Origin of the sequence: Campylobacter parajejuni (assembly GCF_046764905.1) — a bacterium.
In the GTDB taxonomy this organism is placed as follows: domain Bacteria; phylum Campylobacterota; class Campylobacteria; order Campylobacterales; family Campylobacteraceae; genus Campylobacter_D.
The window spans coordinates 97,954-111,920 of record NZ_JBKORB010000002.1; the positions used below are offsets into that span (position 1 = coordinate 97,954).

At 32.4% G+C, this 13,967-nt stretch carries 11 protein-coding genes; all 11 read right to left on the reverse strand.

The genetic code is table 11. The annotated features are described in order from the left end of the window. Entirely contained in the window at positions 1-2,556 is a 2,556-nt protein-coding gene (locus ACLL8X_RS02185; protein WP_411989322.1) for a DEAD/DEAH box helicase family protein, read from the reverse strand. Beyond that, positions 2,549-4,504 carry a site-specific DNA-methyltransferase gene (locus ACLL8X_RS02190; protein ID WP_411989323.1) on the reverse strand — a complete coding sequence of 652 codons (1,956 nt, stop codon included), beginning with the start codon at positions 4,502-4,504 and terminating at the stop codon, positions 2,549-2,551. The genes ACLL8X_RS02185 and ACLL8X_RS02190 overlap by 8 nt, the downstream gene beginning before the upstream one ends. Before the next feature lie 9 nt (positions 4,505-4,513). Next, the gene (gene hypA, locus ACLL8X_RS02195) at positions 4,514-4,858 is read right to left on the reverse strand and encodes a hydrogenase maturation nickel metallochaperone HypA (protein WP_411989324.1); all 345 of its coding nucleotides are present in this window, start codon (positions 4,856-4,858) and stop codon (positions 4,514-4,516) included. Further along, the gene (hypE, locus tag ACLL8X_RS02200; RefSeq protein ID WP_411989325.1) at positions 4,858-5,832 is read right to left on the reverse strand and encodes a hydrogenase expression/formation protein HypE; all 975 of its coding nucleotides are present in this window, start codon (positions 5,830-5,832) and stop codon (positions 4,858-4,860) included. The genes hypA and hypE overlap by 1 nt, the downstream gene beginning before the upstream one ends. Next, on the reverse strand, positions 5,829-6,920 hold the full coding sequence (hypD, locus tag ACLL8X_RS02205; RefSeq protein ID WP_411989326.1) for a hydrogenase formation protein HypD: 1,092 nt from the start codon (positions 6,918-6,920) through the stop codon (positions 5,829-5,831). The genes hypE and hypD overlap by 4 nt, the downstream gene beginning before the upstream one ends. Next, positions 6,904-7,185, reverse strand: a complete 282-nt coding sequence (locus tag ACLL8X_RS02210; RefSeq protein WP_411989327.1) for a HypC/HybG/HupF family hydrogenase formation chaperone — start codon at positions 7,183-7,185, stop codon at positions 6,904-6,906. Before ACLL8X_RS02210 ends, hypD begins: the two co-directional genes overlap by 17 nt. After that, positions 7,185-7,925 (reverse strand): hydrogenase nickel incorporation protein HypB, encoded by a 741-nt coding sequence (gene hypB / locus ACLL8X_RS02215; protein ID WP_411989328.1) that lies wholly within the window; start codon positions 7,923-7,925, stop codon positions 7,185-7,187. The genes ACLL8X_RS02210 and hypB overlap by 1 nt, the downstream gene beginning before the upstream one ends. A 64-nt stretch (positions 7,926-7,989) precedes the next feature. After that, complete coding sequence (gene hypF / locus ACLL8X_RS02220) at positions 7,990-10,176, reverse strand: carbamoyltransferase HypF (protein ID WP_411989329.1); 2,187 nt, start codon at positions 10,174-10,176, stop codon at positions 7,990-7,992. Then, positions 10,157-11,677, reverse strand: a complete 1,521-nt coding sequence (locus ACLL8X_RS02225) for a hypothetical protein (protein WP_411989330.1) — start codon at positions 11,675-11,677, stop codon at positions 10,157-10,159. The genes hypF and ACLL8X_RS02225 overlap by 20 nt, the downstream gene beginning before the upstream one ends. A gap of 90 nt (positions 11,678-11,767) precedes the next feature. After that, positions 11,768-12,412 (reverse strand): M48 family metallopeptidase, encoded by a 645-nt coding sequence (locus ACLL8X_RS02230; protein WP_411989331.1) that lies wholly within the window; start codon positions 12,410-12,412, stop codon positions 11,768-11,770. Beyond that, on the reverse strand, positions 12,388-13,704 hold the full coding sequence (locus tag ACLL8X_RS02235; RefSeq protein WP_411989332.1) for an MATE family efflux transporter: 1,317 nt from the start codon (positions 13,702-13,704) through the stop codon (positions 12,388-12,390). Before ACLL8X_RS02235 ends, ACLL8X_RS02230 begins: the two co-directional genes overlap by 25 nt. Positions 13,705-13,967: the final 263 nt, after the last annotated feature.

The following is a 13,967-nucleotide window of genomic DNA, read 5'->3' on the forward strand; positions in this document are numbered from 1 at the left end:
CTAATTTTCTTTTTTCTCGCCCTTAAAGCTTAAAAAACCATTAAAGCTTTCCATAAATTTATCATTTATCTTAACATCTTTCTTTATAAAAAAGGGCAAAGCTTGAAGAATTAATTTTTTATTATCCTTAGTGCTTATTGCTTTTCCTTTTAATAAACTTTTTAAAAATTCTTCCTTCCAAGCATCCTTACCCACCGCTAAGTGTTCTCCTTTTGTCTCTATAAAGCATTGTATGCTTAAAAAATTATCATCATCTTTATTTTTCTTTCCAAAGAAAACAAAATCAGGTTCAAAGCCCATCGCATAACTTAGCTCATCTTTTCTATTGTCATAAATTTTAAATTCTTCAAAACCTTCATTTCTTACAATAAACCACCTAGAAAATATCTTATCAATATCACCTTTCCTACTATCTACAAATTTTAAAAAATCTTTTTCTAATTTACTATCAAAACAAAGGGTTTTATGATAAAGCCATTCGTAATTCAATTCTTCAAATTTATCCTTATTTTTAAATACCATTTTATTGGCTATATCCAGTTTATGAGTTTGAAAATCAAGCACTTCGTATTCTTGTTTAATGCTTTGCTTAAGGGAATGAAAATTTTTTAAAATATATTTAGCTATTTCAAGATTATTGCTTGGATTAAATTCTTGTCGTTTTGAAAAACACACCTCTATATTTTTCAAGCAATTTTCTATAAAATCTTTTTTACCCTTAAAATCAGAATTTTCATTGACCTTATTAAAATCAAACTCCAATACATTCATAGCCTTTAAAAAATATATATTAGCTAAATGTTGAAGAGTAGAGAATTTTTGAAAATCATATTCTTCTTTAAGTTCTTCAAATTTTTCTTCACTTTCTTTTATAGAATGTGAAAAATAAGGAATTTGCAAGCCTTTTATTTTTTGCTCCATCTCAGTTCTTGTAAGGCTAAAATTTTTCAAATCACACTTTTTAACTCTTTTATTATTCGCATAATAAATTTTGTTATTTTTAACAAGTTCTTTTATTTTTTCATTGACTATTAAATCCACGCGTGTTTTTTCTTCTTCGACCAACAACCCTTCTTTACGCATACTTTCATTAAGCTGCTTGATAAACTCAACTTCATTTCTAGTATGATAAGTCAATCTCTCTAAAGCGTTTAACTCGTTTTGAAGATTATTATCATATTTTCTTCTTAGTTTAAACTCTTCATCAAAATCAAGCAAAGCACTTTCAAAAGGATAATACCTAGCCCCTCTTCCTATGAGTTGTGCTTCTTTGGTGCTTACTTTTTTACCTGATTTTTTATCTTCAAGTCTGACTATATCAAAAAGATTTAAAACATCCCAACCCTCATTAAGCTTATCTACACAAAAAATAATTCTTATTGTATTGTTTTTTTCTTCCAAGCTATTGAGTAAAATTTGATTTTTTTCAAGCTCTTTATCATTATTGGTATTGAGTATATAAAGTGTTTTGAAATTATTTTTCAAAAATTTTACAAGGGTATTTGCATAAGTATTTTGATATTCTCTTTTAAAAAATTCCAAACTTTTATTCAAAAATTCACTTTCTTCATTGATATTTTGATAAAATTTTTCTATTTGCAAAGCTTGTAAATTTTCTATGAAAGCTATAAATTTTTCTTGATTTTCCAAAGACTGCTTTATACTTTCGCTTTTAAATAAAACAACAGGTTTTAAAACAATATCATATTTTTGAGCTAACAATTCCCTATAAAGACTTAAAAGCACAGCTCCTAAAAATCTATATTCTAAACTATCATTATCATATCTAACCAAAAATATACGCTTAGAATACCCTTCATTACAAAATTCTCTTAAAGCGTATTCATAAATGATTTTATCTTGGTATTTTTTTAAGACCTTCTCTTCTTGCGGAATTGTAGCACTGAATTCAAATAATAAATTTTCCTTCTTCTCATTACTTTCATAAGCTTTATCTATAATGGTTTCCCAATTTTCCTTAGTCTCACTTTCATTTTTGTTCTTAGTATCGCTATTTAAATGATGTGCCTCATCAGCCAAAAACACAAGCTTTTTATCTTTTAAATCTTCAAAATTTAAAGAATTTTCTCTTTCATTTTTAAAAAGAGAAAACAAAGCCTGTATAGTAGTAAAATAGATATTTATACTTTCGTCTTTGCTTTCAAAAAGATTAGAGATGATGTTAATTTCTATATTTTTAAAATCTATAATGATATTTTCTTTAAAAAGATATTTACTTGAATAAACATCGGCAAAATTGGCTTTGGTTTTTTCTAAAATAGAAGTAGAATTGACAAAAAATATAAAATTTCTATATCCTTTTTTGTAACAATCTAGCATTAAAGCAGCCATTATAAGAGTTTTCCCACTTCCTGTTGCCATATTAAACATTAAATGATTTGTGTGTGGATTTTGCCGTTGCAAAAGATAATGTTTTAAAGCACTACTTTGATATGCTCTTAACTCCTTGCTTAGATTGTCTTTGATATAACTTGGTATTTCCACATTGACATATTTTAAAGCGTTTTTTAGCTCATCACTTAGCTTTTCACTCATCTTTGCTATCCTTATAAAAGCTTTGATTAAGCTCCTTTAGCTCCTTATCAAACCCCAACTCTTCATCATCTATATCCCCATACAAAACATAGTCCATATTAGAATCTAAAGCAAGTCTTAAAATTTCTTTTTTGTTTTCTAAGCTTAAATTCTCAAATTCTTTATCTTTTAAAAATTCTTTTATATCCACTCTATAATCTAAAAAAGCTTTAGTTTTTAGCTCTTGATAAATTCCATCTAAGTCTTTTTCATCTTTTGATTTTTCTATTTTTTCTTTATAACTTGCATTAAGTGGCATAAATTCAGCATAAACAAAACTTCCACCCCCACTCCACTGCACTGCCTTGCTAATGCCACCTTGTTCGCCATCAACGACTTTTTTAAGTCTTTCTTTTGTAATATCTTTTATATAGTCCATTTGTTCAATCCCTATCCACCGCCTTTTCATCTTATGAGCTACGGCTAAAGTCGTCCCACTTCCTGCAAAAAAGTCCATTACCAAATCGCCCTCGTTCGTAGTAGCTTTTATAATATCCATAATCAATCGTTCAGGTTTTTGTCCTTGCCCAAAGCTCGTAAAAGCTTCTTTGTTGATATTCCCCATATCGCCATCATATTTACAATCCCAAAAATCCCCTCGTAATGAAATTATTTCATTTTCATCATTCATTTTCCACTCCAAAGGCTCTAATCGTCTAAAGCCACTTGCTGAGTCAAAAAGCAATTCAAATTCTTCTTCATTACTAGGATTATGAATTTTATAAACATAATTTCTAGAATTTTGTTTTTCTTTTCTTTCAAAAATTGGCTTTTGTTTGTCTATATCCTTTAGAGACCATTTGCTTGGCGGATGGTCTCTAAACACATAATTCTTATGTGTTTGGAGAAAATGTTTTGTTTCTGGTATAGAAAAATATAATTCTTTAGGTATCCCACTTAATTTAATTCCGCTATCTTTCATTTTTTGACTAATGGTTGTAAATTCTTTTCCATCAAAATAAATTGAATAGTGTGGGTCATAATTGTTAATCACATCATAAAGCGGATTAAGCTCAATTTCATTTTTTTTATAAACTAATATAAATTCTTTGTTTTTAATAAATTTGATATTAGCAAAGCGTCTTTTCACGCCGCTTGAAGGGGTCATTTTAACAGCTACGCAAGCTACAAAATTCTCCCGTCCAAAAAGCTCATCGCATAGCACTTTTAAATAAGCTTGCTCATTATCATCGCACTGGATAAATATCACCCCATCTTCTCTTAAGAATTCCCTAGCAATTTCAAGGCGATTTTTCATAAAAATAAGCCAAGTAGAATGAGTAAATTTATCATTATAATTAAAGCTGTCATTACCTGTATTGTAAGGTGGGTCTATGTAGATAAGTTTGACTTGTTTTGCAAATTTCTTTTTTAAACTATGTAAGGCTAATAAATTATTGCCCTTTAGAAGTAGATTAAAATCCTCTTTTAAAACTTTTTTTAAAAGCCCCCCCCCGTATAGCTCAAAAAAATTTAAAGCTTTCCTAGCAAATAAAACATCTCTTTCATCACGAGCTAAAATATCATTAAAAAATATTTCTTGACTTTTTTGCTCGTCCTTGCTTTGTCCGCCTTTGATAACCCCATCTTTAAAAGCAAAATTCAATACCACTTCATCATTTGTTTTTAAAAAAGCTTTTGCTTTATTTGCAAGTCCTATTTTGTTGGCATAACTTGTAAAACTACCCGCTAAATTTCTAAGTTCTAAAAAATTTAAAAAATCATCGAGTTTAAAAACCAAAACTTTTTTGCTAAAAAGAAAAAATCTATTTTTAAATTCTTCTTTATATTTACTTTCTTCTAAAAGATAATCAAACAATTTCTCATCATAATTTTGTGCCAAATTTCTAACCCGTCCTAGAGTTTCAAAGCCTTCTTCTAAGTCTTGTAATAATTTATTTTTTAACATTTTTTTATCCTATTGCATAACAAGTCGCATCAAATGCAAATCCTCGCCTTGTGTGATTTTATATTCTATACTTTTACAATGCGGACATTTAAAGACATTTTCTTCTAAAATGCTTGTTTTATCACAATTTAAACATAAAATTTCAAGAGGGGCAAGTTCTATAAAAAGTTTAGCGTTTTTGCAAAGTTTAGAATTTTCCTTAAAAGTTTCAAAACAACGCGTAAAAAGCTCCACTTCAATCCCACTTAAACGCCCAATTTTTACATAAATTTCTTGCACACTCTTAGCTTGATTATGAAAGGCATTTTCTTCACAAAGCTCTATTAAAGACTCCACTATACTAAGCTCGTGCATTAGCAAATTCTTGGTAAAAGTTCGCCCTTAGGCACTTCTAAAAAGCGTTTTGCCCCATAAGCGTTTTGTAAAATCACTCGTGCTTTTTTCTCTTCTAAAACTTCGCCTATAATGCTAGCATTGACATTGTATTTTTTTAGAATTTCTAAGGCTTTTAGCTCATCTTCTTTTTCTACGCAAAGTATGAAAGTGCCTTCATTGGCAAGCTCATACGCTTCATAACCAAAAAGCTCACAAAGTCCTAAAACCTCATCTTGAACGATGATTTTTTCTTCAAAAATCAAAAAATCATTCCCGCTTTGCTTCGCCCATTCGTTTAAAACCGCACTAAGTCCCCCACGAGTGGCATCACGCATAGCTACGACTTTTATATTTTTCTCTAAAAGTTCCAAAACTTCTTTATCCAAAGCCTTACAATCGCTTTTTATATTCGCTTCTAAAGCATTTCTTTGAATCAAAACACTAGCGCCGTGCCTTCCAATATCGCCTGAAAGAAGTATGCTAAGTCCTGCTTTGATATTTTTGCTTTCTTTTTTAGCAATGATTTCGCCTAAGGCTGTGGTGTTGATATAAAGCCCATCGCCCTTACCCTTTGGCACGACCTTAGTATCGCCACAAACTAACAAAACTCCGCATTTTTCGCATTCTTCTTTAATGCTGTGTAAAATTTTCTCAAGCTTTGCCATTTCAAAGCCTTCTTCTAAAATCAGCCCCAAGCTAAGATATTTAGGCTTTGCTCCTACCATCAAAACATCATTAACAGAGCCACAAACACAAAGTTTGCCTATATTGATTTCATCATCTAAAAACAAAGGACTTAAAACAAAAGAATCCGTGCTTAAAGCCAAAGTTCCCAAAATCGCAGCGTCATTATTTGCGTTTAAAATTTCATTATCAAAAATTTTAAAAAGCTGGGTTAAAAACGCATTCATTTCTTCTCCACCACCCCCGTGGGCTAAGGAAATATTTTTCACGCATTTACCTTTGAGTATTTATAATACGCCGCACAGGCTCCTTCGCCTGAGACCATACAGCTTCCTATGGGGTTTTGCGGAGTGCAAACCTTAGCAAAAACCTTACAATCATAAGGCTTGGCTAGACCCCTTAAAATTTGTCCGCAAATACAAGCCTTGCTTTCATTTTTGCTTTGCACAGCACAATCAAATTTCTTACTCGCATCAAAGCTGCTAAATTCTTCTTTTAATTCTAAGCCGCCCCCTTTGATAAGCCCTAAGCCACGAAATTCAAAATCACATACTCTAAAGTATTTTTTGACTAAATTTTGTGCTTTGACATTGCCTTCTTTACTCACGGCTCTTGTGTATTGGTTATAGACTTTAAATGTGCCATCACTCATTTGTCTAACTATGTTTAACACACTTTCTAAAATATCCACAGGCTCAAAGCCACTTACGGCAATAGGGGTTTTAAACTTTGCTGCCAAAGGCTCATACACGCCATAACCTGTAATCACACTCACATGAGAAGGACCTAAAAAGGCATCAATTTGCACCTTTTCATCACTCATAATCGCTTCCACAGGTGCTGGAACCGTGATATGATTGATATGAAAAAAAACATTATTTAATTTCTCTTCTATAACTTTTTCAAGAAGTAAAGCACTCATAGGCGTGGTAGTTTCAAAACCTATGGCAAAAAAAATGATATTTTTGTTTAAATTTTCTTTAGCAATCCCTAAAACCTCAAGCGGAGAATAAAGCGCTCTAACATCAGCTCCCTTAGCTCTTAAATCTAGTAAAGAAATTTCACTCCCCGGCACTCTTAATAAATCGCCCAAGGTGCAAAAAATAGTGTCTTTCATAGAAGCAAGTTTGATAGCTGTATCAATGCGGTTTCTAGGCATAACGCACACAGGACAGCCCGGTCCGTGAATGAAGTTAATTTGCTTTGGCAGTATGGAAGGCAGGGCGTATTTCATAATGCTATGCGTATGACCGCCGCAAATTTCCATAATATTAATGGGATTTTTAAGTTCTTGTTCTATGAGTTTTTTTAAAGCTAAAATGCTTTGCTTGTCTCTAAATTCATCGATGAAATTCATTTAAACCCAAATCCCCCTCATCGCTTTTTATCTCTCCACTATTCATTTTTTCTACTATTTCTTGGTAGGTTTTAATGCTTTCTAGTGCGGCTTGTTTGTCGATTTTTTCCATAGCAACGCCCACATGGATTAAGACATAATCGCCTTGCTTTAAAGGCTCACTAATCAAATCCAAATTCACTTTTCTTTTCACGCCCAAAGTTTGCACTAAGGCATTATTTAACTCATCGATTTCTAAAATTTCAGAAGGTATAGACAAACACATTAAAAAAGCTCCTTTTTGAATTTAAGCATCTTATACCAAAGCTCCATATTGGTGCCATTTTTCGCATCAAGTGCGATAATATCAGCTCTAGGACTTAGCTCCTTAATCAACTTGCTTGCCTCTTTTATATCAAAGTCAAAATGATGGGCTAAATCTGCTTTTGTGATTAAAACTATATCAGCCTTTTTAAACATCACAGGGTATTTTTGCGGTTTATCGCTTCCTTCAGTTACGGATAGCAAAACCACATTTAAATGCTCCCCTAAATCATAACTTGCAGGACAAACTAAATTTCCCACATTTTCTATAAAAAGCAAATCCACATCATCAATGGCTAAGTGATGCAAAGCCTCATGCACCATAAAAGCATCCAAATGACAGCTCTGTCCTGTGGTGATTTGATAAGCTTTAGCTCCCACAGCTTGTATTCTTTTTGCGTCATTATTGGTCTCTAAATCCCCTTCTATCACGGCGATTTTAAGCTCATCTTTTAAAGCCTTAACCGTGCTTTCTAAAAGCGTGGTTTTACCACTGCCCGGAGAACTCATTAAATTAATACAAAGCACTCCTGCATCGTTAAAATGAGACCTATTGTGCCTTGCTTCTTCGTCATTTTTACTTAGAATTTTACTAAGCACTTCTAGGGTTTTTCCTTCTTTCAAACTTGGATTTTCGTGATGGTGTTCTTCGTGGGTGTGCGAGTGGTTTGAAGTTGCTGAACAGCCGCAGTCTTTACACATTTTCTTTCCTTTATAATTTTTGTTTCATTTTAGCCTTAAAAGCATTAAAAAATATTAAAAATTTTCACTCTTTTTTCAAAAAATGCACCATTTGACCTAAGGCTATGGAACTATCATTACAAGGATATTTCAAAGGCACAAAAAAATCAAAATTTTTAGCTTTTAAAATTTCAAGCAAGGTTTTGTTTTGAAAAACCCCGCCACTTAAAAGCACTTTTAAATCATAATCCTTGCTAAAGTCTATGATAAAATTTGCCAAAGCATTAAATAGCCCTGTAACCGCCTTGCTTTTTTCATCTTGCAAAGCTCCTAAAATCAAATTTTTAAAAGCAATCTGATCTTTTTCTACAAAAAGCTCGTAAGAAAAATTGAGATTTTTATCATACAAAGCTTCACACATCAAGCCAACTTGAGCTTCGTAAGAGCTTTTTTCTAAGCCAAAAACTATACTTCCAAAAGCATCTATAATGCGTCCTAAAGAACTTGTTTGCAAACTAGAATGCGAATAAATTTTTTTAAGATTTTCAAGTTTTATTTTGGGAATTTTTGCTAAAAATTCTTTGGCTTCTTCTTCTAAATTATAATGCCAAATCAAGCTTAAGGCTAAGTTTTGTATGTTTTTAATATCGCTATTGATAAGAGTGAAATTCTCAAAATGGGCTATTCTTTTATATTTTTTTAAATTCCCTATAAAAACTTCCCCGCCCCAAATTTTAGCGTCCTCTCCATAGCCTGTTCCATCGCATATAAAAGCCAAAGCCTTTTCGTCTTTTGCAAATTTTTCTTCATATTCAAAATAAGCCGCACAAAAATGCGCATAATGATGAGAAATTTTAATAGGCTTTTTAAAGTCCTTGACATAAGAAAAATGGGGGTGTTTATCGCAAAGCACAGCATCAAAGTTTAAATCATAATTTTGTTTAAAAAATTCCAAAAGCTTAAAAAATCTCTCATACACATCAACACTTTTCAAATCGCCTATATAAGGAGAAATTAAAAGCTTATTTTCATAAAAAATCACAAATTCATTTTTAAGCTCCGCACCCAAAGCCAAAAATGAGCCTTTTTTATCAAATTTTCCTTCCAAATAAAAAGGATTTAATCCCCTTGAAGTGCGTAAAAACATAGTTTCGCCCTTGATTACATAAGCTATGCTATCATCACTTGCATTTAAAATTTCCCTATCATAATCCAAATAAAAATCAAAAACCCCATCAAGTTTTTGACACAAATTAAGCTCATCTTTAATGATACTTTCCCCGCTTAAATTCGCACTCGTTGCCACAAGCACTCCTTTAAAATACTCAAAAAGCAAAAGATGTAAAGGGGTATAAGCTAACATAATGCCTAAGCTATCTACATCAGGAGCGATTAAGGGAAGCTTTTTTTTTGCCTTTAAAATCACAATGGGCGCTAAAACTCCGCCAAGCAAAGCCGCTTCACTCTCATCTATAAAGGCAAGTTCTTTAGCACTTTGCAAATCTTTACACATCAAAGCAAAGGGCTTGTGGGGGCGGTTTTTTCTAAGTCTTAGAGTTTTTAAACTCTCTTCATTTAAAGCATCACACATCAAATGAAAGCCGCCCATACCCTTAATAGCCAAAATTTTCCCTTCTTGCAAAAGCTTGGCACAAAGTATAAAAGCTTTCTTATCTTGAGCTAAAATTTCTCCTTTTTGATTTTTAAGAAAAACGCTTATCTTGCACTTAGGACAGCTTATGGGCTGGGCGTGAAAACGCCTATTTGAAGGCTCTTCATATTCGCTTTTGCAAAACTTGCACATCATAAAATCAGCCATAGTGGTATTAGCCCTATCATAAGGAAGGCTTTTTATAATGCTAAAACGCGGACCACAATGCGTGCAAGTGATGAAAGGATACAAAAAACGGGGATTTTTTTCATCAAAAAATTCTTTTTTGCATTCCTTACAAAGTGCAAAATCACTAAGCATAGGCGTGCTTTTGGCATTGCAAAGCGAAGGAGTTATGCTAAAATTTGTGTAATTTTGTATGGAAGTTTTTACAAATTCGAGCTTGTCTATTCTTGCTAGGGGTGGAAGTTTGTCTTTTAATGCTTTTATAAATTCTTCGCACTGCTTATGCGTGCAAGCAAGAATGATTTCCACTCCAAAACCATCATTTCTTACTTCTCCAAAAAATTTAAATTTCAAAGCCAGTTCAAAAACTAAGGGTCTAAAGCCCACGCCTTGAACCAAGCCTGAAATTTTGATTTTATATCCTAAGTGGCACATCGCTTAACTGACAATTTTTAAGATGTTTTAAAGTATTTTTAAGCAAAGACTTATGCTTAAACAAAGACCCGCTAATAAGCGCTAAGTCGCTTTGCTTTTTTTCTCTTAGCTCATCATAAACATCACGCAAGAAATAAGCCAAGCTCTCAACCGTCCCATAAGCTATATTAGCACTATCAACCCCTGCTAGCATAAAACTCATCGCCGAACGCAAGGTGCGGGTATAATCAAAGCTTTTATCTTCTTTCAAACGATAATCAATCTTCACCCCACGAGGCATTTTAGACTCATCAGCAATCCTTAAAAGCTCTTCGCCTGCTTTTTGTAAATTTTCGCCCAAATTAAGCACCCTACCCACCAAGCACAAAAGTGAATAAAAATTGTTTTGAAGCTCAAAACTTTCATCTAAAAGCGGGAATTCTTTGGCAAAATTTTCTAAAAGTTTCGCACCTGTTTTATCGCTTTTTATATCCGCATAAAGCTCTTTGCTGTGCTTTGGCAAAGAAAGCTTGAGTAGATTAAGCTCTTTGTTGATAAGCAAAATATCTTCATAGTTTTTACTAAGCTCCAAGACAAAGGATTTTTCTTCATAGCGGCTTAAAAGATAAGAAATTCTTGCCATATTTTTATCTTCTTTAGAAAAAATAAGCTCTCTTGCCTTAGCATTGATAAATTCAAAACCTTCCAAAACCACCACTTGCTCATCTAAGGCACTGATATAAAAATCTTTTTGGTATTCTTCTATTTTTTTGACGCTTAAAAATTTGTATTCATTTTCAAAGAGCTTTAAGCCTAAGGCAAAACTAAACAAATCCCTAGCAAGCCTTATTTTAAAAGCATTAAAATCAAGCTTATGATTTTTTCTAAACATAGCATTAAGCCTTAGTTTCATCAAAGGTTTTTCTAAACTTGCAAGAAATTTTAGATTTTCATTAGAACAGACAAAGACTGAATTTATAGCCTTAATATCACAAGGAAGTAAAAAATCTCCCCTAAATTCGTTCTTAAACAAAGAAAATTCATAAATACCATTTTTATCCTTCAAATAAAGCTTTTTTTCTTGACTTAGCAAAGCAAAAGCCTCTGCTAAAAGGGGGTTAAAATTCTCTTCATCGATTTTTTTAAATTCACTCAAATCGCTTGAAAATTCACACTCACAAAACACATTCCATTCGTTTTTACTCAAAAGCTTTTTTTCTTGATAAACACTAGAATTTAAATGCGTGATATAAGAAAACTTTGAAAATTCTTTATCTTCTAGTATGCAAGGACTAAATTCCTGTCCCGCTCTTACATCAAATTTTTTCAAAAAAACACTATGACTCATTCCGTTTAAAGAATCGCAAAAAGTCTTTAAACTCTCTTCATTAGAATCGATGATGAAGTGGTATTTTTCCTTTTGTTTTTCTAAACTATAAGAATAATTTTTTGCATAAAAACGCAATAAATACTCAAATATATCATTATCCGCACTATAAATAAAATCAAATTCTAAAGTCATTTTGTGCCTTTTTTTGAAAATAATACGCTAATATAGCATTTTTAAGTTAAATTTAACATTTATTTAAGGGGTGATTTAAAAAGCTTTTGCTTAATTTTTAAATTCCATTTCCCTTTGCCTAAAATCGCTCATATTAAGCCCGATAAAAGCGTAAAATTCTTGGCTGTGATTGGGGTGTTTGATGTGGGCTAACTCGTGCAAAATCACATATTCAATCGCCCTTAAACTCTTGCTTAAAAGCCTTAAGTTAAGATTAATATAGCCTTTTTTAGCATTGCACGAACCCCAACGCGTTTTCATATTTTTAATGCTTAAATGCGTAAAAACAAGTCCTGTTTTTTGGCTCCATTTTTTAAGATAAAAGCTAAAAATCTTTTTGGCATTGTGTTTTAAAAAAAGCTCTAAATGCTCTTTTGATGGGCTTTTGATGGAGTCTTTTTCAAAATAAGTTTTCTTAGCCTTTTCATCAAAAATAATTTTATAGCTTTTATTTAAAAAAATAAGTTCATTTTCTTGCCCTTTTAAAGGCTTGAATTTTGAGTAAGTTTTTCTAATCCACTCTTCATTTTTAGCTAAAAATAAAAGCACAAAGTCCAAGGAGTAAAACTCTGGCACACTAAGATAAAATTGACCCTCTTTAAGCCTTAAGCGTAAATTTTTCACAGGCTTTTTTTGGTAAAAAAATTCCCATTCTTTCCACTCAAAGCTTTTTAAACTAGAGCCTTGCCTTGCCATTTTTTACTTTTCCATCTATAAGAATTTACAAGTCCCCTTAAAAACTCATCCGCACAAAATCCTATCCAAACCCCTAAAATTCCAAGTCCAGCGTAAAAACATAGCACATAACCCACAGGCAAGGACACCCCCATCATAAAAACAAGCCCGGTAAAAAAAGGAAATTTCGCATCGCCACTAGCACGCAAGGAATTGACCATAACTATATTGAAAGTGCGTGAAATTTCAAGGAAAATTGAAAGGGTAAATAAAGGTATCATTAGCTCTCTAAGCCCTTCTTTTAGTTCTAAAATTTCCATAGTAAAATCCTGACAAAGATAGCTTAAAATAGCCACCAAAGCACTAGCTACCACACTAAAATACAAAGCACGCCAAGTGTGTTTATAAGCTATGCTTTCATATCTTGCACCCACGAGCTTACCTATGATAATCTCATTGGCTATGCTAATAGCCTGACCTATGAGCATTATAAGCATAGAAAGTTGAAAATAAATAGTCTGCACACTCAAATTTTCCTTGCCCAAACTTGCTACGAAAGCGAAAGCTATGGTGTATTGCACTATCCAAAGTAAATTTTCTCCGGCTGAAAAGCCTCCTATATTTAAAACTTTTTTTAAAACTTCCTTTTCTAAGGCTATCATTTCTTTAAACTTAAGATGAATTTTAAGTTTGTAAAAAAGTATGGCTAACAAGGCAAGTATAACAACAACACGTGCTACGATATTACTCAGCCCCACTCCAAAAAGCTCTAATTTTGTAAAATGCAAGACATAATAATTTCCACCCAGCACCACTATATCCATCAAAAAGCCTATAAACATAACCCAATAAGCCATATTATAAACCCTAACAATAGCAGCTAAAACTATACCTATGGCGTCAAAAAAAAGACAAATAGCAAGCATATGCAAATAAATTTCACTATCTCTAAGCAATTCTTGGGGAATTTTTAAAAGATAAAGTAAATATTCACCATGCCAGAAAATAAGCACCCCACATACAAAACCCAAAAAGGCATTTAAAAACAAACTCTGATGAATGACCTTTCTTGCCAAGATGAAATTCCTAGCCCCTAAAGCCTGAGCGATAACCACACTACAACCCACACTTAAAAAGCTAAAAATAGTGATAAAAAGATCTAAAATTTGATTGCCCGCTCCCATAGCACCCACAAGGAAATTGGAGTATTGCGACACCATAGCTGTGTTGATAATCAAGGTTAAATATTTAGAAAGTAAGTCCCAAAATATAGGAATACTCAGTCTAGTTAGGGAAAGTTGTTTTTTTGCCATAAATATCTCTTCATAAACCCAAAATAAAAAGGGCATTTTACTCAAAACTTGCTTTTTGAAAGCTAAAAAATTGAGTTTGATTTTACAATAGCTCTACATTATAGCAAAGTATAGTCGTCATTGCGAAAGGCTTTAATCTTGAAGCAATCTTACTCCTTGTTTCAAAAAATGGATTGCTTCATTTCACTCGCAATGCAAGACTCTTGAGAACCAAAGCAATCCCCTTAAATCCTAGATTAAATTGCTTCAACTCTAGCGAGTTT